Genomic DNA, 20589 nt, shown 5'->3' with positions numbered 1-20589 from the left:
CTACGCCAAACCTGTGCTCTCCAGCACGACGTTCGCGTCGGCGGGCCGCCGATGGAACTCGACGGCGAACGTGGCGGGCCCGTCGAGTTCCACGTGATGCAGCCGCGCTGGCGGAATCACCAGTGTCTCGCCAGCCTTCAACACGGCCGCCGCATCGGGCTCGTCTTCGAACACGAAGCGCACCGATCCGGCATGGACGACGAGGCGACCCCAGACGCTGTCGGCCACCCGGTGGGCCTTCAACAGACCGGCCGGGACGGTGTCGTTGTCGAACACGTCGGTGGTGCGGGCGAGGACAAACCCGTCAGGGATTCGATCAGTCATGGCGCTTCTCCTGTGTCTGCGGTTCGTGCGGTGGCGGTTCGGGTGCCGGTGAGGTCGGCGTCACCCTCGATGTCGAGGGTCGGCAGGATCCTGTCGAGCCAGTCGGGCAGCCACCAGTTCGGATCACCGACCAGCGCCATCGTCGACGGAACCAGCACCATACGGACGATGGTCGCGTCGACGGCGACGGCGGTCGCGAGACCCACGCCCATCATCTTGACCACCGGATCATCGGAGACGACGAACCCGAGGAAGACACTGATCATGATGAGGGCGGCGGCGGTGATAACCTTCGCGGTGGCGCCGAGGCCTTCGACCACACTGTCGATGTTGGAGTGACCACGGTGGTACTCCTCGCGGATGCGGGACAGGATGAAGACCTCGTAGTCCATCGACAAGCCGAACAGGATGGCGAACATCATCATCGGCACGAACGACGCGATGGGCACCGCTTCGTCGAGGCCGATCAGACTGCGGCCCCAGCCCCACTGGAACACCGCGACCACCACGCCGTAGGCGGCTCCGATCGACAACAGATTCAACAGTGCCGCCTTGAGTGGGACCAGGATCGAGCGGAAGACCGTCATCAACAACAGGAACGACAACGACACGACGGCGGCGATGAACCAGGGCAGCCGGGCCGCGATCTTGTCGGACTGGTCAATGAACCCCGCCGTGGGGCCACCCACGAGCGCGTCCGCCCCGGTGGCATCGGTTGCCGCCGGCAGTGCTTCTTCGCGAAGCCGGTGCACGAGATCGCTGGTGGCTTCGTCTTGCGGCTTGGTGGTGGGGATGGCGGTGAGCAGCGCCGTGTTGCCGGTTTCGTTGACTTCGGGCGGAGACACGGCCCTGACACCCGGGTCAGCGGCCAGCGCAGCAGCCACCTGGTCGAGCACCGTGGGGTCGCTTGTCGAGGTCAGGTCGACGACCACCAGCAGCGGCCCGTTGAACCCGTCCCCGAACCCGGCCGCCAACAGGTCATAGGCCCGCCGATGTGTTGTGGTCACCGGGTCAGTGCCGGCGTCGGCCTGCCCGAGACGCATGTCCAACACCGGGATCGACAACACCAACAGCACCAGCGTCGCCGCGATCGATGACCGCCAAGGATGATGCGCCACCCAGTGCGCCCAACGCACCCACCCACCATGACCCCCCGCAACGACTTCGGAGTGGTCGCTGCCGCCGACAGCATCGGCCCGCCCGGCCAGGCGATGCGAACGAGGCAGCACCCGTCGGCCGGCCAGAGCCAACAGAGCCGGCAGCAAGGTCACTGCAACCAGCACAGCGATAGCGACCACCAGCGACGCCGAGTAGCCGAGCGCGGCCACGAACGGGATACCGGCCAGCTGCAGTCCGAGGATCGCGACGACGACCGTCCCACCGGCAACCACAACAGCCTGCCCCGCAGTGGCGTTCGTGCGCCCGATCGACTCCTCGACATCCATGCCTGCGTCGAGCTGGTCACGGTGTCGGCTCAACACGAACAGGGCGTAGTCGATACCAACCCCGAGTCCGATCATCGTGCCCAACCGCGGCGCCACCGACGGGATGTCGATGACAGCTCCCAGCAGGCCGACGATCGAGAGCCCCACCGCCAGGCCAAGCACGGCCACGCCGAGGGGCAGCACGGTCGAGTAGACGCTTCGGAAGGTGACGAACAAGATCACCAGTGCCGCGATGATCCCGATCATCTCGGCCGGACCGGTGGTCCGCTCCTTCAACACCGTCGGGAGTTCACCGCCGTACTCGACCTGCAGGCCCGCAGCCTCGGCCGGGCCGGCGGTGTCGATGAGCGCGTCGAGCGCCTCACGTCCGAGTTCGGCGGTGGAGGCATCGAACTGCACCGACGCAAACGCCGTAGCCCCATCGGGCGAGATCGACCGCTGGCTGCCCAACGGGTCGGTCACGGCAACAACATGATCGAGCTCCCGAACTTGCTCGACCGTCGCCGCAACCGCAGCGGCGGCGTCCGCACCCGAGAAATCGCCTTGGTCGGTGTGGAACACGACCATCGCCGTGGCACCCGACCGCTCAGGAAACTGATCTTTCAACAGATCGATCGCCTGCTGAGATTCGACACCGGGGACCTCGAAGTTGTCCACCGTCTCGCCGCCCGCGATGCGATCCACCGCGACGATCGTCACTGCTGCGGCCAACCACACCACCAGCACCAGTCCCCGATGCGATGCGGCGAAGCGCCCCAAGCGATACAGCCAGTTCGACATCAGACACCTCCGTTAGTTTTTGCACTCACTGCAATATTGCGCCTACTGTACCGATCTGTCAAGATGCTGCAATGCCAGAAACGCTCGGACTACGTGAACGCAAACGAAACGAACGCCGCCGCGCCATCGAGACCGCAGCCATCGACCTGTTCGAAACCAACGGGTTCGACGCCACGACCATCGACGACATCGCCCGGGCCGTCGACATCGCACCGCGAACCTTCTTCTCCTACTTCTCGACCAAAGAAGACGTCGTCCTCGCCGACTACAGCCAACGACTCGACCGGATCATCACCGAACTCGGCCACCGGCCATCGACCGAACCCCCGTGGCAGGCCCTCGGAGCAGCATTCGCGATCGTCGCCGCCGACTACGAATCGCAACGCAAGGAGCTGCTCCGCCGCTTCACCATCATGGCCACCACACCATCGGTCTACGCCCGCAGCCTCCAACTCCAAGCAGGCTGGGAAGACACGCTCGCAGTCACCCTCGCCCAACGGTCCCAGGCAAACCTCGACGACCCCAATCCAAGGCTGCTCGCCGCCGCAGCACTCGCCGCCATGCGAGCCTCACTCCAACACTGGCTCCACCGCGGACAAACGAGCCCCCTGCCCCAGATCATCAGTGGTGCCTTCGACCACCTCGCGCGCGGGCTCGACGAACAGTCAGGTCAGCGCTCCGCCACCAGGTAGCTGCGCTGCAGCTCACAAGGCAGCCGGTCACCCATAGCCCGTCGGGTTGATGACCCGAAGAGCCGATGGATGCCGATGTCCTACATCGTGCAACGCACCAGAACTTCTACGTCGTCGACTACAAAGGCCGCGACCCACTCACCGGCACCGAGCGGCGCAGCTGGCATCCAGCTGGTATCTCCCGATCCGCTGCCGAGGCCATCAAGGTCCGGGTTGACCAAGCCCGCCCACCGCGCCGCCGGCCCGGAACCCTCAGCCAGTTCATGGCCACGACCTGGATCGACTCCAAGCCGCTCCTGTCCCACGCGACCAGGTCCCGCTACCAGTGGATGATCGACAAGAACATCGCACCACGCATCGGAGACATCCCGCTCGACCAGATCCGACCCGAAGACCTTGACGCCCTCTCCCAGCACCTTCTTCGCCACGGCGGACGACGCAAGGAAGGCCTCGCCGCCAAGACCGTGTTGGAGATCCACCGAACCATCTCCAACGCACTCGACCTCGCCGTCGACCGACGCCTCATCGACACCAACCCCGCCACCCATGCCCGGCCACCACGACCAGGCCGACGCTCGACCGTCCCCGCAATCTGGGACGCGAATCAACTCGCCGCATTCCTCGCTCACGTGGCCGAAAAGCGGCTCTACACGGCCCTGCACCTGACTGCCTACACCGGTATCCGCCGCGGCGAACTCGCCGGGCTCCAATGGCGCGATTTCGACACAGCCAATGCGAGCCTGTCGATCAGCCGGACCAGGCAGGTCGCCGCAGGGCGCACGGTCGAAGCGCCCGTCAAAACGCGAACGAGCCGCCGATCCATCGACCTCGACACCAACACCACGCAAGTCCTCGCCCAGTGGAGACAACGGCTGACCCAGGAGGGCGCAGCCATCGAGCCAGACACTCCCATGTTCCTGAACACCCGCCACCGGGCACCGTCGCCCGAATCGTTCTCGCAGCTCTTCACCCGCTCGAGCGTCGAGGCTGGACTTCCCCGAATCAGATTTCACGATCTTCGACACACGCACGCCTCGCTCCTCGTCGCCGCCGGCGTCCCAATCAAGGTCGTCTCCGAACGCCTCGGCCACGCCCACCCCGGCTTCACAATGCACACCTACCAACACCTGCTCCCCGGCATGGGCGCCGCAGCCGCCGCCCAGTTCGCCGACCTCATCGACGCCAGCCGGTAGATCCATCCACCGACACCAACCCAGCAAACACAGCGATCGCGGCTTCCACCGGTAGACACCCCGGTAGATCGAACACTCAGCTCGACAACGAGAAATGCCCGGAAACCGTTTGTTTCCGGGCATTTCGGGTGGTGGCGGGGGCAGGATTTGAACCTGCGACCTTCGGGTTATGAGCCCGACGAGCTACCAGACTGCTCCACCCCGCGACTGACGAAGCTACCGGCCACCCCGACGCGCGACAACCTCCGCCGAAAGGGGCCAAAGCCCCTCCCGACCACCCCACGGTTGGGATACTGCTGTCACATGACGAAGACGCTCTCGCCCGCCGCCGCCATCGACGTGATCCGTCCGACCGACACGCTCGCGGTGCCGCTCGGGCCCGGCGTGCCGGGGCAGTTCCTCCACGCCCTCGGGACGAGGGACGACTGGGACGATCTCCTCGTGTTCGGGGCCCTACTCCCCGACCTCTACGAGCTGTTCACCCGCGCCAACGTGGCGCTGCAGAGTGGCTTCTTCGGGCCGGCCGAGCGCTTCCTGATCGCGGCCGGCGCGAAGGTCGACTTCGTGCCCGCCGACTTCCGACGGTTCGCGCCCACGCTCGAGCAGATCGCCCCCCGGGTCATGGCCACCGCCGCCACCCCGCCCGACGGCGACGGCTGGATGAGCCTCTCGCTCCACGCCGGTGCGTCGGTGGAGGAGTTGAAACGGGCGGCCGCCGATCCCGCCCGCCTGTGCATCGTCGAGACGAGCCCCCACTTCCCCCGCACCATCGGGCTTCCCCCGGAGCACCGCCATGCGCTGCACGTCGACGACGTCGACCTGGTCATCGAGGGCGACGCCACCCCGTTCGAGCTGGCCGACGCGCCGGCCACCGAGGTCGAGCAGGCGATCGCCGCCTACGCGGCCGACTTCGTGCCCGACGGCGCCACGCTCCAGACCGGCATCGGCGGGATCCCCAACACGGTCGCCACCCTCCTCGCCGAGGGGTCCGGCGGCGGCTACGGCATCCATTCCGAGATGTTCACCACCGGCCTCATGCGCCTGTGCAAGGCGGGCAAGGTCACCAACGACCACAAGGGCGAGTTCGACGGGTTCGCCGTCACCACCTTCGCGGCCGGCGCCCCCGAGCTCTACGAGTGGCTCGACGGCAACGACGCGGTCCGCTTCCTGCCGGTCGACATCGTCAACTCACCGGAGAGCATCAGCCGCAATCGAGAGATGATCACGATCAACGGCGCCATGAGCATCGACCTCGCCGGCCAGGTGATCGCCGACACGATCGGCGGCGCCCAGTTCTCCGGCATCGGCGGCCACGAGGACTTCATCGCCGGCGCCGGGTTGGAGCTGAGCGACCGTTCCCTGATCTGCCTGCCGTCGACGACGACGCGCGACGGCGTCGTCATCTCGCGCATCGCCGGCATGGCGGCGGCAGGCAGCATCGTGACCACTCCTCGCCACCAGGTCGACGTGGTCATCACCGAATTCGGCGTCGCCGAGCTCGCCGGGAAGACGGTGCGGGAGCGGGCCCGTGCCCTCGCCGCGATCGCGCATCCGGACTTTCGCGCCGAGCTCGAAGAAGCCGGCCAGCGGTGGCCCGCCTGACCCCGATCCCGACGCCGATCGCTCGGGGGCTCGCTCACTCAGGAGCAATGTCGATCTCGACATCGACGATGTCGCCGATGCCGACCATCTCCTTCGTCCGCACTGCCTTCTTGACCGGCAGGACGTAGCACCCCGACTTCGAGTCCGGGAAGATCGACGTGCGCCACTCGCTCGTGCCGAGGCGGACCCTGACCCGCACGGAGCCGAAACCCTTGCGGGGCAGCCCCATGTCGCGCACGTCCTCGGAGATGTCGGCCGGCACGGTGGCGAACACCCACGACGAGTCGTCGCGGGCGTCCCATTCGAAGAGCTCAGCCTCGAAGTCGAACGTGGCGTCCATCCGTGCGACGGTAGTGGGCATGGACATGACCATCGAGCCGCTGTCGTGCGGCACCCTCACCGCCGGCCGCTCGATGTTCGAGACCGGCGCCGACGACTCCGCAGTGGAGCTTCCGGTGCCGGCGTGGCTGATCCGCCACGGCGACGATCTCGCCCTGTTCGACTGTGCGATGCACACCGATCTCACCACGCCCGGCCCGGCCCGCGAGGTCGTCGAGCTGTTCTTCGGACTCGGCGTGGGCGCGCACGACATGGTGGCCAGCCGGCTCCGCGAGCGCGACGTCGACCCGGACGACATCAACATCGTGATCCTGTCGCACCTGCACTTCGACCATGCCGGCGGGCTCGCCCAGCTCCCGAACGCCAGGGTGTTGGTGCAACGCGACGAGTGGGCCGCGGGCCTCGACCCCGACCTCGCAGCCGCCAACACGTTCAACCCGACCGACTACGACCTCGGCCACGACATCGTGACGCTCGACGGCGAACACGACGTGTTCGGCGACGGGCGCGTCGTCTGCATCCCGACCCCGGGACACACCCCGGGCCATCAGTCGCTACGTGTCCGGCTGGCCGATCGGGAAATCGTGCTGTGCGCCGACTGCGCCTACTTCGCCGAGACGCTCGACGGCGCCCCGCTCCCGCCGATCGGGCACGACGCCGAGCGCCAGGCCGAGAGCATCCAGCTCCTGCGCTCGTTGCGAACGGCCGGGGCCACGCTCATCCCGGGTCACGATGCCGAGGTGTTCGCCTCGCTCCCCGAACGACTGGTGTGACGACCGTTCACGAGCGGGTGGGTCGGCGGGGCCACGGCACCGCTCGGCAGTCTTTCCTTCACCCCAACCCCGTGCAAGTATCATCTGAATGATTCAATCTTTCACCGGATCACGCGAGGGCGAACCACAGTTCCGCAACGCGGTCGATCCCGACGCTGCCCGTTCCTACCGCGCCGACGGCTGGTGGGGTGACGTGACCCTCGTCGACCACCTGCGCCGCCACGCCGCAGAACGACCCGACGACGCGGCCTACATCGCCGACGACGGCACCCTCAGCTGGTCCGCGCTCGACCGGGCGAGCGACCGGATCGCCGCCGCGATCGTCGATCTCGGGATCGAACCCGGCACCCGCATCGGCGTGCTCATCCCCGACACCGCGACCGTCCATGCCGCCTACCTCGGGCTCGAGAAGGCCGGCATCGTGACGGTCGGCCTCGGGGCGCGGGCCAACAGCCGGGAGGTCGCCCACCTGCTCGGTCTCACCCAGGCCCCGATCCTGATGACCCTCGCCGAACACGGCGGCGCTCCCGCGTCGGCGTTCCGCTCGGAGATCGAGGGCCTCGGCATCACGATCGACGCCCACATCGAGGTCCCCGTCTTCGAAGCCGACCCCGATGGCGACATCACCGTCAACGGTGTCGCCGTCGAACCGCCGCATCCCGGCGATCTCGACGATCGACGCATCGGCCCCGACGACCTCTCCTTCATCAACTCGACATCGGGCACGACCGGCCTCCCGAAATGCGTGCTCCACTTCCAGAACCGCTGGCTCTACTTCCACAAGGTCGCGGCGCGCAACGGCGACATCGGAACCGACGACATCCTCATGTCGCTGCTTCCCGCGCCGTTCGGCTTCGGGCTCTGGACCGCGCACTACACGCCGATCGTGCTCGGCACCCCGACGGTGATCAGCCGAGGGTTCGACGCCGCCCGCACCCTCGATCTCATCGAGCAACACCGCGTGAGCGTCCTCGGCTGTGTCAGCACCCAGTTCCTGATGATGCTCAACGAGCAGGGATTCGACACCCACGACCTGAGCTCGCTGCGTTCGATGTTCACCGGGGGCGAGGCCGTGCCCGAACACCGCGCCGCCGAGTTCGAGCGACGCAGCGGCTGCACCGTGCTCCAGTTCTACGGCTCGAACGAGACCGGCCTGCTGTCGGGCACCCGCCTCGGCGAGACGCTCGAACAACGGCTCCGGACGGCGGGTCGGATCGTGCCCGAGATGCACGTCCGCCTGTTCGACGCCGACGGGGTGGAGGAACTCGGAATGCCCGGCGAAGGTCGGCCGGCCTGCCGCGGACCGGCGACCTGCCTCGGCTATCTCGACGCCGAAGCCAACGCCCAGCTGTTCACCGCCGACGGCTGGATGCTGATGGGCGACCTGTGCGCCATCGATGCCGACGGCTACCTCACCGTCACCGGGCGCATCTCCGACTTCATCATCCGTGGCGGCAAGAACATCTCCGCGTCACAGGTGGAGGACGAGGTCAACACCCACCCCCGCGTCGGTTTGAGCGCGGCGGTGGCGATTCCCGACGAGGTGTTCGGCGAGCGCGTGTGCGTCTATGTCGAACTCCACGACGGCGAGACGCTCACGCTCGAGGAACTGCTCCAACACCTCGCCGAGCGTGGCACGTCGAAGGAGATCAGACCCGAAGCACTCGTCGTGCTCGACGCACTCCCCCGATCGAGCGGCGGCAAGATCGCCAAGGGCGAGATCGCCGACGACGTCGCTCGGCGCTTCGGCTGACCGTCGCGACGGTCAGCGCATCCGCTTCCAGACGAGGTCGGTCTCGACGTCGTCGTCGACCCACGAGCCCGGATCGTCTCCGGCCACATGGCCGATGAGTCCCTTGTAGACCCCGTAGCCGACGAGCCGGCGCATCCGCGGCGGAAGGGTGGCGACATAGTCGCGGTCGAGCCCGAGCAGCTGACTCTCCTCCTGGCGAACCCAACCGGCGCAATAGTTGCAGACGATGAACTGGCGGCGCCCTTCGGAGAGGTTGGCGCCACCGCCGTGCCAGAGCGAACCGTTGTAGATCAGCACGCTCCCGGCCGACATCTCCGCGGAGACGGTTGTGGCCTCTTCGCCGGGCCGGGGGCGGCGGCTCTCGAGATGCGTTCCCGGAACGAAGCGGGTGGCGCCGTTCTCCTCGGTGAAGTCCGACAGGGCCCACAGTGCGATCACGGCGAGGGGCGGATGCGGCCGAGGCAGCGGGATCGACCCGTCGTCGGCATGGAGCGGTTGTGGCCCCTGACCCGGATGGGTCTCGATCGCCGTGAGCGATGACAGCAGCAACTCGTGGTCGAGCACCGCCTCGACGATCGGCAAGACGGTGGGGTCGGTCGGCACCGCCGCGTAGGCGGGATCGTGGGACAGGAGGTTGAAGACCCGACGAGTGCGCTCACCGAGAAACGTGTTGACGCCGAACGGGGTGTCGTCGGCGGCCATGGTCGCGTCGACGGTCGCGCTGAGCGCGGCCACCGCGTCGGCATCGATCACGTCGGGGACGATGGCCCACCCCTGATCGGTGATTCGCTCGGCGATCGCAGCCACATCTGTGGTCGCCGAGGAGCTCACGATTGCGCCCGATCCGACACGACGCGGGGGAACACGGAGCGCGTCTCGTCGATCGTGTAGACCGGTGACCAGGCCAGATGCCGATGTGCCTCGGCCACGGCACCGCCGACATCGCCGGCCTCGATGAGGTCGAGCAGGCGGGCATGGTCGTCGAGGCCCTGATGGCGATAGTCGATCTCGGGCTTGTCGCCATCGACGACCTGGAGCTCCGCCCACGCGTCGGCATGGGCCGACCAGACCGCCTCGAGCGCGCCGACCAGCAGTGTCATGGTCGGGCTCCCGCAGAGGTTGACGATCTCCTCGTGGAACTTGCGCGAGGCCAGCGTGAACTGGCGCATGTCGTCGATGCACGCGGCCGCGGCCTCGTGCACCTCGCGAAGGCGGGGCACGACGGTCTCGGCTCGATCCGGCCGACTCGCGCAGAGCGCCACACACTGTGGTTCGAGCAGATTCAACGCCATCGACACGTCGTCGACCGGCACTCCCATCGTGCGCAGGACCGTGCCGAGCGTGTAGGCCGCGTTCTGTTCGTCGGGCCGGTGCACCACCGCTCCGCCGACCTTGCCGCGCCGCACCGACAGCAGCCCCTCGGACTCGAGGATGCGCAGCGCCTCGCGCATCGACGGCTTCGAGACACCGAACTCCTGGAGGAGGTCCTCCTGACGCGGGAGCTCGTCGCCATCTCGCAGCTCACCGTCGAGAATACGCCGCCGCAGCTCGCCCACGACGAGATCCGCCACATGGGGTGCCCGGTACCGTCCGTCGGCCGCCCGTGGCCCACGGATCGACGGAACGGCGAGCAACGGATCCGATCCTGAGGCCGTCCCGGCCGCCGCCCCGGGGTCTTTGCTGTTCATGTACACCTTTGGGTTCGTCCGGTCCGGGTTGACAGGTCCACCGCCGAAGGCAAATCATATAGAAGATGCCATCTTCTGTCACCCGTGATGACGACAGTACCGCCTCGGCCTCGGCACCGGCCGACCGCGAGGGCGGCTACGCCGTCTGGTCGCCGAGCATCAGCCCCGGGATCGGGCGCGACCTGACCGACGAACAGAAGCTGGCGATCGCCTTCCGCTGGCTGGCCCGGGAGGGCTTCGCCGAGAACCTCAACGGCCACATCACCTGGCAGCGTGAGGGCACCGACACGATGCTGGTCAATCCGTGGGGGCTCTGGTGGCGAGAGATCGCCGCGAGCGACATCTGCGAGGTCGACGAGGACGGCCACGTGGTCAGCGGGAAGTGGGATGTCACCCCGGCGATCCACATCCACACCGAGCTGCATCGTGTCCGTCCCGATGCGCGGGTCGTCATTCACAACCATCCGTACCACGTCTGTGTTCTCGCCGCGATGGGGGTGCTGCCCGAGCTGGTCCACCAGACCGCGAGCATGTTCGACGGCGATCTCGGACTCGTGGCCGAATACACCGGCGAGATCGACTCCGCCGAACTCGGCACCGATCTGGCCGAACGCATCGGCGATGCCAGCATCGTCATCCTCGCCAGCCACGGCGTCATCGTCACCGGCGCCACCCTCGAACAGGCGACCTATCGCGCCGCCAGCATCGACCGCGCCTGTCGCATGTCCTTCGACGTGCAGCGCGCCGGTGGCACAGCCCTTCCCCTCGCCCCCGGTCTCGTCGCCGGCATGAAGGTCTCGCTGATGGAACGCGGCGCCGACCTCTACTTCGACGGCATCGCCCGTCAGCTCATCCGCGACGAGCCCGACGTGCTCGAATGAACGCCACCCCAGTCTCACGACCCCACAGCCGATCGGAACCATCGCCATGCGCAGCCTCGACGACCTCGCCCAGGACCTGAGCTTCACCCAGGCCGGGACCGGAGACGACCGCCAGGTCACCTTCCTCCCCGAACCCGAACGGGCACCGCGGCGCCACCTCGTGATCTCGGCCGACGACCATGTCGTCGAACCGCCCGACACCTTCGAGGGCCGCATCCCGGCCCACCTCGTCGACCGCGCCCCGCGCGTGGTCGAAACCGACGACGGCCGCCAGACCTGGATCTACGACGGCACCGAGCTGCCCAACGTCGGGTTCAACGCGGTGGTCGGACGCCCCGTCTCGGAGTACGGCTTCGAACCCACCCGCTTCGACGAGATGCGACGCGGCGCCTGGGACATCCACGCCCGGGTCGCCGACATGGACCTCAACGGCGTCTACGCCTCGGTCAACTTCCCCTCGTTCCTTCCCGGCTTCGCGGGGCAACGCCTCCAGACGGTCACCAACGATCCCGAGTTGGCGATGGCATCGGTGCGGGCCTGGAACGACTGGCACCTCGAGTCGTGGGCGGGGCCCTACCCCGACCGCATCATCCCCTGCCAGATTCCGTGGTTGCTCGACCCCCACGTCGCCGCCGACATGATCCGTGAGAACGCCGAACGCGGGTTCAAGGCCGTGACCTTCTCCGAGGCCCCCGACAAGCTCGGTTTCCCCAGCATCCACTCCGGCTACTGGGAGCCGTTCCTGCAGGCCTGCGCCGAGACCGAGACGGTCATCAACCTCCACATCGGCTCGGCCGGCGCATCGCCGTCCACCTCCGACGACGCCCCGCCCGACGTCGTCGGCGTCCTGTTCTTCGCCTACGCGATCCATGCCGCGGTCGACTGGCTCTACTCATTGGCGCCGGTCCGCTACCCCGACCTGAAGATCTGTCTCTCCGAAGGCGGCATCGGATGGGTGGCGGGGCTCATCGACCGACTCGACCACATGCTCGGCTACCACGACATGTACGGCACGTGGACATCGGACCTCACCCCGTCGGAAGTGTTCCGGCGCAACTTCTACTTCTGCGCCGTCGAGGATCCGTCGGCGTTCCGCCAGCGCGACATCATCGGGGTCGACCACATCCTCCTGGAGTCCGACTACCCCCACTGCGATTCCACCTGGCCGCGGACCCAGGAGATCGTCGAACGCGAGATCGGCGACCTTCCCGAAGCGGACCGTCGCCGGATCACCTGGGAGAACGCCTCGGAGCTCTACCGCCATCCCGTGCCCGCATCCGTCGTGAACGATCCCGAGTCCTGGTGATGGTCCGCGCCGCGGTACTCACCGGGCCCGGCGCCATCGAGGTCCGCAGCATCGAGCGGCCATCGCTTCCCAGCAGCGAATGGGCGTGGCTGCGCGTCGAGGCCTGCGGCCTCTGCGGCACCGACGTCGAGCAGTTCGACGGCTCGTTCACCGGCTCCCAGTGGCCGGCCGGTCCCATGATTCCGGGCCACGAGGTCGTCGGCACGATCGAGGAGATCGGCGACGCCACCGCGGCCCGTTGGGGCGTGTCGGCCGGTGACCGCGTCGCGATCGAGCCCAACATCCCGTGCGGGAGCTGTCAGGCCTGCCTGACGGGCGAGTACGTGTCGTGTCGGGGCTGGCCCACCCGCCCCTTCGCCTACGGGTTCGTCCCCATGTCGGCCGAGCCCGCGCTGTGGGGCGGATGGTCGGAGCTCATGGCGCTGCACCCCCTGTCGGTGGTGCACCCAGTGCCCGACCATCTCGACCCGGGCACCGCCACGCTGTTCAACGCCCTCGGTACCGCCTACGAGTGGAGCGTCCGCCGATCCGGACTCGCCTCCGGCCAATCCGTGCTGATCCTCGGCGCCGGCCAGCGGGGGCTCGCTTCGGTCGTCTCGACCCGGGCGGCCGGGGCCGGCCTCGTGCTCGTGTCGGGCACCGGACACGACGAGGTGCGCCTCGACCGGGCCACCACGCTCGGCGCCGATCGCACCGTCGATGTCACCCGCGAGGATCTCGTTTCGGTCGTGCTCGACGCCACCGACGGCCGCGGGGTCGACGTCGTCGTCGACACGAGCGCAGGCGCCGTCGAACCTGTCGGCCAGGCCGTGGGCTGTGTCGCCGACGGCGGCACCATCGTCCTCGGCGGGCTGAAGCACGGCCAGGCCGCACAGCTCGATGTCGATCAGATCGTCCTCCGGGCGATCCGGATCCAGGGGGCCCGCTCGGCGGGTTGGCCCGCCTACCATCGCGCGCTGGAGCTCCTCGCCGACGACCCCGAGCTGGGTGCCCTGCGCACCCACGTGTTCGGGCTCGACGATGCCGCACAGGCCGTCGGCGTGCTGTCGGGCGGTCACCCCGATCGGATCTACGTCGGCGTCGATGCCGCCGGGTGATGCCCCGCGACCGGATCGGTCAGGGCACGACGACGCGCAGCGGTTCGCCCCGGCACCACGCTGCGATGTCCTCCACGATCTCGTCGTAGAAGAGGCGATAGAGCCCGTCGCTCACGTAGCCGGTGTGGGGCGTGAGCACCGTGTTGTCGAGCCGCCGCAACGGATGGTCGGCCGGCAACGGCTCGGTGTGGAACACGTCGAGCGCAGCGCCCGCGATGCGTCCCGCCTCGAGTGCGTCGACGAGCGCGTCCTCGTCGACCAGCGGACCGCGCGAGCTGTTGACGAGCACGGCGGTCGGCTTCATGAGTCCGATCTCGTGGGCACCGACGAGCCCGCGGGATCGTTCCGACAGCACCATGTGGATCGTCACGACATCGGCGGTGGCGAAGAGCTCATCTCGGGAGACGGGACGGACGCCGAGACCCTCGGCCGTCGCCGGGTCGAGGTTCGGACTCCACGCGATCACATCCATGTCGAACGCATGGGCGACGCGGGTCACCGCGGTACCGAGGCGCCCCAGACCGACCACCCCGAGCACCCGACCGGCCAGCTCGGTCCCCAACGTGTGCTGCCAGCCCCCCTCCCGCACCGCCCGGTCCGAGGCCGGGATGTGGCGCAGCAACGCGAGGATGAGCGCCCAGGTGTGCTCCGCGGTGGTCGACAGGTAGCCGCCGGTGCCCCGCACCTCGACGCCGTGCCGGTTCGCGGCGCCGACATCGATCACCGCGTTCGACGGCCCCGTGGTCACGACGAGGCGCAGGTTCGGCACGGCCTCGAAGAACGCGGCCGTGAGCGGGGTCCGCTCCCGCATGGCGACCACCACGTCGGCATCTCCGACGGCAGCGACGAGGTCGTCGAGCTCCGCGAGATGGCGATCGATCGTGATCACCTCCACCTCGGCGGGGATCGTCGCCCACGCACCCATGACCTCCGCCACCCGCTGGTAGTCGTCGAGCACCACGACACGAAGGTGATCCGTCTCGGTCATCGCCTTCTCCCTTCCCCGCATGATCGTAGAACGAACCCCAGCGAACCCGAAGACCGACGAAGGAGCCGACATGGCCACTGATCTCGAAGCACGCATCGACCGTCTGGAGTCACTCGACGAGATCCGCCAACTCGTCGCGAAGTACGCCCTGTCGCTCGACATGCGCGACCTCGACGCCCACGTCAACCTCTTCGCGCCCGACATCCGGGTGAGCCGCGATCAGACCGGACGCGCCCATCTCAAGCGATGGCTCGACGACACGCTGCGGTTGCAGTTCACCGGCACGGCGCATCACATCGGGAACCATGTCATCGAGTTCGACGACCCCGACCATGCCCACGGGGTCGTGTACTCGAAGAACGAGCACGAGACCGGCGACGAGTGGGTCATCATGCAGATGCTCTACTGGGACGACTACGAACGCATCGAGGGTCGCTGGTTCTTCCGCCGACGCCTCCCGTGCTACTGGTACGCGACCGATCTGAACCGGCCGCCGATCGGGCCCGAGAAGATGCGATGGCCCGACCGCGAACGTTACGACGGCGCCTTCCACGACCTGTTCCCGTCGTGGGAGGAGTTCTGGGCCCACCCGCCGGGCGACGATGAACCACAGGTCGCCGCTCCCGCGCCGCTCGAGGAGTTCCTCGCGACCATGCGTCGCGGTTCGCCCGACCCACGGATCCGCGTGCGGTGATCGGCCTAGGCGGGCGTCGGACCGAGCGGCATCGGGCCGGTGCTCGCCGGCCGGTCCTCGTCGGCGCCCCACTGGGACCACGAGCCCGGATAGAGCCGACCGTCGGGAAGTCCCGCCAAGCGCCGGCCCAACAGGTCGGCACACGCGGTCACGCCGCTCCCGCAATACGCGACGACGTTGTCGCCGTCGGCATCCACGGCCTCGTAGAGCTCGCGCAACGCCCGAGGTGACCTCCAGTAGCCGTCCTCGAGGTTCGACCCGGCCGGCACGCTCTGCGCGCCGGGGATGTGGCCCGGCCGCGGGTCGATCTCGCTGCCGTCGGCGTAGCGCTCGGCCGAACGGGCATCGATCAGCACGAGATCACCGCCGAGCGCGGCAGCGACCTCGTCGGGAGACACCCGGACCCGGTCGGGCCAGGGCCGCGGGGTGAACGCGGCGTCGGCCGGACCGGGCTTCGCCTTCGACAGCTTCCCCGACCATGCCTGGATCCCCCCGTCGAGCACCGCCACCTCTCGACCGAGCACATCCAGCATCCACCAGAGCCGAGCGGCGACGAGGCCGCCGGCATCGTCGTAGACGACGACGCGGGTGCGGTCACCGATGCCGAGGCGCGACATCGCCTCGCCGAAATGCAGGGGCGTCGGCAGCGGGTGACGGCCCGCCGCGTCCGAGGCGGCACCGGAAAGGTCCACGTCGAGGTCGGCGAACACCGCCCCGGGGATGTGGCCGCGCTCGTAGTCGGCCCGCTTCGGTCCGTCGGCCACCGACCAGCGCAGGTCCACCACCACCTGCCCTTCGGCGTGAAGATGCTGGTCGAGCCACTCGGAACTGACGATCGGGCCGAAGTTCATGAACGTCGACGTTACGCCACTTCGTCAGAAGGGCCGGTCGCCGATCACGGTCACCCGCTCCATCACCCGGTGCGCCGGGAAGAAGTCGGTCGTCGCGGCATGTTGCACCGCACGGTTGTCCCACATGACGAAGGTGTCGGGCCGCCACTTCACCCGGATCTGAACGCTCGGATCCATGATCTGACGTTCGAGACGACGCAGGATCCGTTCCGACTCCTCCGGACTCATCCCCTCGATGTGCGAGGTGAATCCGGTGTTCGTGTAGATGCCGCGGGCGCCGGTCTCCGGATGGGTGCGGATCACCGGATGTCGCTGCGGCGGGTACTTCGCGTTGATCTCCTCCTTCTCCTCGGGCGCCACCCGCGACGCGAAGACGCGCGCGTAGTCGTGGATCGCGAAGGCATCGTCGACCACGTCCTTGATGTCTTGGGGCAGGCGCTCGTAGGCCGCGGTCGCATCGGCGAAACAGGTGTCGCCGCCGACGTCGGGAATCACCCGTCCCCGCAGGATCGAACCCATCGACGGCTCGGCCCGCCACGTGACGTCGGAGTGCCACCCTGCCGCGACGAACCGCTTCCCGCTATCGCCACCGGCCTCGAGCATCACGATCTCGGGATACCCCTCGATCCCCTCGGTGAACGGATGGATCTCGAGATCGCCGAACAGTCGGCCGAACGCGATGTGTTGCTCGATCGAGATCTGCTGATCGCGCAACACCAGCACCTTGTGTCGGAGCCATGCCGCGCGGAGTTCGTCGCGAGTCGCGTCGTCGACATCGGCCATGTCGACACCGGACACCTCGGCGCCGAAGTAGCCGTTCAGTGGGGTGATCTCGAGTGTCATGTGTGTCTCCTGGACGCCTGGACCGGGCGCGAGATGCCGCTCAGGGAACACCCGCCGACTTGCGATTCACGCGGAAGTCGGCGATTCCCCTCCCGTTCGCCGTCCAAGGGTGACACGATCAGGGGGTGAGCGCACCTTCGCTGCGAACCCGTCGCACCGTCCTCATGCCGTTGGGCATCGCGGATCTCGACGAGATCAGCGCGCTCTACGACGACGAGGCCGTCATGGAATTCGTCGACGGCGGCACCCGGTCCCGCGAGCAGACGAAGTCGGCGCTCGCCGCGGCCGCCCGTTGCTGGCGAGCGGAAGGCTGGGGGCTGTGGGCCATCCGCGACGCCGAGACCGGTGGATTGATCGGCGAGGCGGGCCTGCAACACCTCTTCGGGGTCGAGGGCGCGTCGGTGGACTTCGGCTTCACGATCGCCCGGCGCTTCTGGCGCGAGGGCTACGCCACCGAGGCGGGCCACGTGATCCTGTTGGACGCGTGGGACCGCTACCCGGGCGATCTCATCCACGCCGTGACCCATCCCGCCAACGAAGGAAGCGAGGCCACGCTGCACAAGCTCGGCTTCCGCTTGGCCGAGGAACGCCTCGTCCACGGGCAGATGCAGAACGTCTGGGAGATCCAGCGCACCCGCTGATCCGTTCACGACTTCCTCACATCTTCCTCGTCGGTCCTTGGTGAGTCCCGTCCACGATCGAGGTCATGGTCGCCGCCAGAGTTCGCCGCCGCACCCGCCTCGCCACCGTGGTGGTCGTCGCCACACTCGTGGCCACCTCGTGCCGCGACTCCGCACCCTCACCGAGCGTCACCGCGACCACGACGGTCCCGGTGCCCACCAGCACCACACCGCCCCCTCAGGCGACCGAGACACTCGATGCCGACTCGGCCCTCGACGCGGTCGACGGCCTGCTCGCGGATCTCGTCACCCAGATCGACGGGATCGCCGACGATCTCGACGCCGACGATGATGCCCAGCACCTGGCCCGGACCGGCGATGACGACTGACCGCATCCTCACGACCCCACAAAGGAGAAACCGATGAACCGACACGTCGCACGACTGATCACTGCCGCCCTGACCGGCTGTCTCGCACTCGCCGTGGCGACTCCCGCAACGGCGCAGGACGACACGACACCGGAGCGGGGCGCGTCGAGGACGGACGAGCAACGGTTCGCCGAGCTCCGCGAACGCTGCCAGGCCGCCGTCGGTCAGCGCCTCGACAGCCTGGCCCGGACCCGGGCATCGATCGACGGCGTCGCCGCCGTGACGGAAGCACACGACGCAGCCATCGCCGCCATCGTGGGCGACACCGAGGCGAGGTTGACCGCACTCGATCGGGAACTGTCGACCGCGACCGACCGCGTGACCGTGACGACGCTCTGCGCCACGATCGCGCCGGACCATCGCGTGTACCTCGTGGTCCTGCCACAGGCTCATCTGACCGTTGGCACCGACCGCGTCGAGGCCGGCGTCGGTATCGGCCGGAGCATGATCGGCGAACTCGACACCGCCATCACCGCGGCAGGCCGCGCCGGTGCCGACGTGACCGCCGCGCAGGCGCACCGAGACGCGTCGCTCGAGCATCTGGCCGCGGCCGAAGCCGCGACCGACGGAACCGCCGACGACGTCCTTGCCGTCACGCCCGCGAGTTTCGACGACGGCAACGGCGCCGAAGTGCTCGACATCGCCAGAGACGAACTCCGGCAGGCTCGAGCCGAGCTGGCCGCCGCCGAAGAGGCAGGAGCCGCAGCGGTGGCCGCGCTGCGCGAGGCACTCGCGGATCTCGACTGAAACCCGTTGGGGCCGGCAGCCGGCACTAGGTTGCGGGAATGTCGTGGTGGCTGTGGGTCGTGCTGGTGGTGGCCGTCGGTTTCGGCATGATCGTCGTCTACGACCTCACCCAGAAGCACCACGCCATCCTGCGCAACTACCCGGTCATCGGCCATCTCCGCTACATCCTCGAACGGATCGGGCCCGAACTCCGGCAGTACATCGTCACCGACAACGACGAGGAACGACCGTTCAGCCGCGACCAGCGCCGATGGGTCTACGCCAGCGCCAAGGGCGAGAACTCCTATTTCGGTTTCGGCACCGACAACAGCCTCGATGCTCCCGGATATCCGTTCTTCCGCCACGCGGCATTCCCGCTCGCGCCCTCGGCCGACGACCGACTGGACGATCTCGCCGGCGCCAAGGTGCTCGGCGCACGGACCGGTCGGCCGGGCGCCTTCCGCCCCGAGTCGATCATCAACATCTCGGCCATGAGCTTCGGCTCGCTCTCCGGACCCGCCATCGAGGCGCTCAACAAGGGAGCGGGGATGGCCGGCTGCCTCCACAACACCGGCGAGGGTGGGATCAGCTCCCATCACCGCAACGGCGGTGACCTGGTCTTCCAGATCGGGACGGGCATGTTCGGTGCCCGTGGCCACGACGGCCGATTCTCGATCGACGCATTGCTCGCGTCGATGGCCGATGCTCCGGTCAAGGCGATCGAGGTGAAGCTGAGCCAGGGCGCCAAACCGGGCCTGGGCGGCGTGCTCCCCGGCGCGAAGGTCACCGACGAGATCGCGTCGGCCCGGGGTGTCCCGGTGGGAATCACCGTCCACAGCCCCAGCCGCCACGTCGAGTTCGACGACGTGCGCGGTCTCATCGCCTTCGTCGAACGGATCGCTGCTGCCACCGGCGTGCCCGTCGGGATCAAGAGCGCGGTCGGCGAATCCCGATTCTGGGACGAACTCGCCGAGGCAATGGCCGAGACCGGCAGCGGGCCCGACTTCGTCACCGTCGACGGTGGCGAGGGCGGCACGGGTGCCGCACCGCTGGTCTTCTCCGATCATGTGGCGCTGCCGTTCCGCGACGGCTTCCCGCTCGTGTTCGACGCCTTCGCCCGACACGGACTCCACCACGACACCACCTTCATCGGATCCGGCAAGCTCGGCTTCGTTCCCGACGCGGCCATCGCCATGGCGATGGGCGTCGACCTCGTCAACGTCGCCCGAGAGGCCATGTTGGCAGTCGGCTGCATCCAGGCCCAGAAGTGCCACACCGGCTACTGCCCGACCGGCGTGGCCACCCAGCAGGCACGCCTGGCGCGAGGGCTCGACCCCACCAACAAGTCGGTCCGCGTCGCGGGCTATGTGCGTTCGTTCCGCCACGATCTCCGCTCGCTGTGCCACGCGATGGGCGTCGAACACCCGAGCCTCATCCGGCTGGACCAGATCGCCATCCGCGGCACCGACGGTCACATGCTCGACGCGGCTGAGGCATTCGGGCTCAACGCCGACTGGTTCGACGACGCCCGCCGCGCCCAGCTCGCTGCGGCGCTGAGCGGCTGAC

21 protein-coding genes and 1 tRNA gene are annotated in these 20589 nt (G+C 68.3%); 13 read left to right on the top strand and 9 right to left on the bottom strand.

Going from position 1 to position 20589, the window contains the following annotated elements; all coding sequences use genetic code 11:
• Together R2707_13050 and R2707_13045 are read right to left on the bottom strand one after the other, a co-directional pair.
• Positions 1–324, bottom strand: coding sequence for a DUF1971 domain-containing protein (locus R2707_13050; protein MEZ5246019.1), 324 nt, complete (start codon positions 322–324; stop codon positions 1–3).
• Positions 321–2549, bottom strand: coding sequence for an MMPL family transporter (locus R2707_13045; protein MEZ5246018.1), 2229 nt, complete (start codon positions 2547–2549; stop codon positions 321–323). The genes R2707_13050 and R2707_13045 overlap by 4 nt, the downstream gene beginning before the upstream one ends.
• 71 nt (positions 2550–2620) lie before the next feature.
• On the opposite strand from R2707_13045, the gene R2707_13040 reads away from it, so the two are divergent.
• Positions 2621–3241, top strand: coding sequence for a TetR family transcriptional regulator (locus R2707_13040; GenBank protein MEZ5246017.1), 621 nt, complete (start codon positions 2621–2623; stop codon positions 3239–3241).
• A gap of 263 nt (positions 3242–3504) precedes the next feature.
• The gene (locus R2707_13035; GenBank protein MEZ5246016.1) at positions 3505–4434 is read left to right on the top strand and encodes a tyrosine-type recombinase/integrase; all 930 of its coding nucleotides are present in this window, start codon (positions 3505–3507) and stop codon (positions 4432–4434) included.
• Positions 4435–4563: 129 nt separating this feature from the next.
• Here R2707_13035 and R2707_13030 read toward each other — a convergent pair.
• Positions 4564–4640 (bottom strand) — tRNA-Met (locus tag R2707_13030).
• Between the two features lie 97 nt (positions 4641–4737).
• Here R2707_13030 and R2707_13025 point away from each other — a divergent pair.
• The gene (locus R2707_13025; GenBank protein ID MEZ5246015.1) at positions 4738–6036 is read left to right on the top strand and encodes an acetyl-CoA hydrolase/transferase C-terminal domain-containing protein; all 1299 of its coding nucleotides are present in this window, start codon (positions 4738–4740) and stop codon (positions 6034–6036) included.
• A 34-nt stretch (positions 6037–6070) separates the two neighbouring features.
• On the opposite strand, the gene R2707_13020 is transcribed toward R2707_13025, so the two are convergent.
• A complete protein-coding gene (locus R2707_13020; protein ID MEZ5246014.1) occupies positions 6071–6376 on the bottom strand; it encodes a DUF1905 domain-containing protein in 306 nt (101 codons plus the stop codon).
• Between the two features lie 19 nt (positions 6377–6395).
• Between R2707_13020 and R2707_13015 the strand changes: the two genes are divergently transcribed.
• Complete coding sequence (locus tag R2707_13015; protein MEZ5246013.1) at positions 6396–7148, top strand: N-acyl homoserine lactonase family protein; 753 nt, start codon at positions 6396–6398, stop codon at positions 7146–7148.
• An 88-nt stretch (positions 7149–7236) separates the two neighbouring features.
• Positions 7237–8901, top strand: a complete 1665-nt coding sequence (locus R2707_13010) for a class I adenylate-forming enzyme family protein (GenBank protein ID MEZ5246012.1) — start codon at positions 7237–7239, stop codon at positions 8899–8901.
• Between the two features lie 12 nt (positions 8902–8913).
• On the opposite strand, the gene R2707_13005 is transcribed toward R2707_13010, so the two are convergent.
• Both R2707_13005 and R2707_13000 read right to left on the bottom strand, forming a co-directional pair.
• Entirely contained in the window at positions 8914–9732 is an 819-nt protein-coding gene (locus tag R2707_13005; protein ID MEZ5246011.1) for a phytanoyl-CoA dioxygenase family protein, read from the bottom strand.
• Entirely contained in the window at positions 9729–10589 is an 861-nt protein-coding gene (locus R2707_13000) for a GntR family transcriptional regulator (protein ID MEZ5246010.1), read from the bottom strand. Before R2707_13000 ends, R2707_13005 begins: the two co-directional genes overlap by 4 nt.
• A 65-nt stretch (positions 10590–10654) precedes the next feature.
• On the opposite strand from R2707_13000, the gene R2707_12995 reads away from it, so the two are divergent.
• Genes R2707_12995 through R2707_12985 form a run of 3 tightly spaced genes read left to right on the top strand, consistent with a single transcriptional unit; the run spans position 10655 to position 13873 of the window.
• Positions 10655–11470: a class II aldolase/adducin family protein gene (locus R2707_12995; GenBank protein MEZ5246009.1), complete on the top strand. Its 816-nt coding sequence runs from the start codon at positions 10655–10657 to the stop codon at positions 11468–11470.
• Between the two features lie 46 nt (positions 11471–11516).
• Positions 11517–12776: an amidohydrolase family protein gene (locus R2707_12990; GenBank protein ID MEZ5246008.1), complete on the top strand. Its 1260-nt coding sequence runs from the start codon at positions 11517–11519 to the stop codon at positions 12774–12776.
• A complete protein-coding gene (locus tag R2707_12985; protein MEZ5246007.1) occupies positions 12776–13873 on the top strand; it encodes an alcohol dehydrogenase catalytic domain-containing protein in 1098 nt (365 codons plus the stop codon). Before R2707_12990 ends, R2707_12985 begins: the two co-directional genes overlap by 1 nt.
• Before the next feature lie 19 nt (positions 13874–13892).
• Here the strand turns inward: R2707_12985 and R2707_12980 are convergent, their stop codons facing one another.
• The gene (locus tag R2707_12980; protein ID MEZ5246006.1) at positions 13893–14861 is read right to left on the bottom strand and encodes a D-2-hydroxyacid dehydrogenase family protein; all 969 of its coding nucleotides are present in this window, start codon (positions 14859–14861) and stop codon (positions 13893–13895) included.
• A 70-nt stretch (positions 14862–14931) separates the two neighbouring features.
• Between R2707_12980 and R2707_12975 the strand changes: the two genes are divergently transcribed.
• On the top strand, positions 14932–15555 hold the full coding sequence (locus R2707_12975; GenBank protein MEZ5246005.1) for a nuclear transport factor 2 family protein: 624 nt from the start codon (positions 14932–14934) through the stop codon (positions 15553–15555).
• A gap of 5 nt (positions 15556–15560) precedes the next feature.
• Here the strand turns inward: R2707_12975 and R2707_12970 are convergent, their stop codons facing one another.
• On the bottom strand, positions 15561–16406 hold the full coding sequence (locus R2707_12970) for a sulfurtransferase (protein ID MEZ5246004.1): 846 nt from the start codon (positions 16404–16406) through the stop codon (positions 15561–15563).
• A 24-nt stretch (positions 16407–16430) separates the two neighbouring features.
• Entirely contained in the window at positions 16431–17249 is an 819-nt protein-coding gene (locus R2707_12965) for a TauD/TfdA family dioxygenase (GenBank protein ID MEZ5246003.1), read from the bottom strand.
• A gap of 125 nt (positions 17250–17374) precedes the next feature.
• Here R2707_12965 and R2707_12960 point away from each other — a divergent pair, with 125 nt between their 5' ends.
• The 4 genes from R2707_12960 (at position 17375) to R2707_12945 (ending at position 20588) form a co-directional block, all read left to right on the top strand.
• Positions 17375–17890 (top strand): GNAT family N-acetyltransferase, encoded by a 516-nt coding sequence (locus R2707_12960; protein ID MEZ5246002.1) that lies wholly within the window; start codon positions 17375–17377, stop codon positions 17888–17890.
• A 65-nt stretch (positions 17891–17955) separates the two neighbouring features.
• Complete coding sequence (locus R2707_12955; GenBank protein MEZ5246001.1) at positions 17956–18258, top strand: hypothetical protein; 303 nt, start codon at positions 17956–17958, stop codon at positions 18256–18258.
• A 33-nt stretch (positions 18259–18291) separates the two neighbouring features.
• Complete coding sequence (locus R2707_12950; protein MEZ5246000.1) at positions 18292–19044, top strand: hypothetical protein; 753 nt, start codon at positions 18292–18294, stop codon at positions 19042–19044.
• Positions 19045–19082: 38 nt separating this feature from the next.
• A complete protein-coding gene (locus R2707_12945; GenBank protein ID MEZ5245999.1) occupies positions 19083–20588 on the top strand; it encodes an FMN-binding glutamate synthase family protein in 1506 nt (501 codons plus the stop codon).
• Position 20589 lies beyond the last annotated feature (1 nt).

This window comes from Acidimicrobiales bacterium, from assembly GCA_041394245.1.
In the GTDB taxonomy this organism is placed as follows: domain Bacteria; phylum Actinomycetota; class Acidimicrobiia; order Acidimicrobiales; family Aldehydirespiratoraceae; genus JAJRXC01.
The sequence above is the reverse complement of the archived record's forward strand: the minus strand, read 5'-3'. Positions and strand labels throughout refer to the sequence as shown.

What these genes read in the sequence shown, in the direction of transcription:
- R2707_13050 (MEZ5246019.1), bottom strand. Translation starts at nt 324, where the DNA reads ATGACTGATCGAATCCCTGACGGGTTTGTCCTCGCCCGCACCACCGAC.
- R2707_13045 (MEZ5246018.1), bottom strand. Translation starts at nt 2,549, where the DNA reads ATGTCGAACTGGCTGTATCGCTTGGGGCGCTTCGCCGCATCGCATCGG.
- R2707_13040 (MEZ5246017.1), top strand. Translation starts at nt 2,621, where the DNA reads ATGCCAGAAACGCTCGGACTACGTGAACGCAAACGAAACGAACGCCGC.
- R2707_13035 (MEZ5246016.1), top strand. Translation starts at nt 3,505, where the DNA reads ATGGCCACGACCTGGATCGACTCCAAGCCGCTCCTGTCCCACGCGACC.
- R2707_13025 (MEZ5246015.1), top strand. Translation starts at nt 4,738, where the DNA reads ATGACGAAGACGCTCTCGCCCGCCGCCGCCATCGACGTGATCCGTCCG.
- R2707_13020 (MEZ5246014.1), bottom strand. Translation starts at nt 6,376, where the DNA reads ATGGACGCCACGTTCGACTTCGAGGCTGAGCTCTTCGAATGGGACGCC.
- R2707_13015 (MEZ5246013.1), top strand. Translation starts at nt 6,396, where the DNA reads ATGGACATGACCATCGAGCCGCTGTCGTGCGGCACCCTCACCGCCGGC.
- R2707_13010 (MEZ5246012.1), top strand. Translation starts at nt 7,237, where the DNA reads ATGATTCAATCTTTCACCGGATCACGCGAGGGCGAACCACAGTTCCGC.
- R2707_13000 (MEZ5246010.1), bottom strand. Translation starts at nt 10,589, where the DNA reads ATGAACAGCAAAGACCCCGGGGCGGCGGCCGGGACGGCCTCAGGATCG.
- R2707_12995 (MEZ5246009.1), top strand. Translation starts at nt 10,655, where the DNA reads ATGCCATCTTCTGTCACCCGTGATGACGACAGTACCGCCTCGGCCTCG.
- R2707_12990 (MEZ5246008.1), top strand. Translation starts at nt 11,517, where the DNA reads ATGCGCAGCCTCGACGACCTCGCCCAGGACCTGAGCTTCACCCAGGCC.
- R2707_12985 (MEZ5246007.1), top strand. Translation starts at nt 12,776, where the DNA reads ATGGTCCGCGCCGCGGTACTCACCGGGCCCGGCGCCATCGAGGTCCGC.
- R2707_12980 (MEZ5246006.1), bottom strand. Translation starts at nt 14,861, where the DNA reads ATGACCGAGACGGATCACCTTCGTGTCGTGGTGCTCGACGACTACCAG.
- R2707_12975 (MEZ5246005.1), top strand. Translation starts at nt 14,932, where the DNA reads ATGGCCACTGATCTCGAAGCACGCATCGACCGTCTGGAGTCACTCGAC.
- R2707_12970 (MEZ5246004.1), bottom strand. Translation starts at nt 16,406, where the DNA reads ATGAACTTCGGCCCGATCGTCAGTTCCGAGTGGCTCGACCAGCATCTT.
- R2707_12965 (MEZ5246003.1), bottom strand. Translation starts at nt 17,249, where the DNA reads ATGACACTCGAGATCACCCCACTGAACGGCTACTTCGGCGCCGAGGTG.
- R2707_12955 (MEZ5246001.1), top strand. Translation starts at nt 17,956, where the DNA reads ATGGTCGCCGCCAGAGTTCGCCGCCGCACCCGCCTCGCCACCGTGGTG.
- R2707_12950 (MEZ5246000.1), top strand. Translation starts at nt 18,292, where the DNA reads ATGAACCGACACGTCGCACGACTGATCACTGCCGCCCTGACCGGCTGT.
- R2707_12945 (MEZ5245999.1), top strand. Translation starts at nt 19,083, where the DNA reads ATGTCGTGGTGGCTGTGGGTCGTGCTGGTGGTGGCCGTCGGTTTCGGC.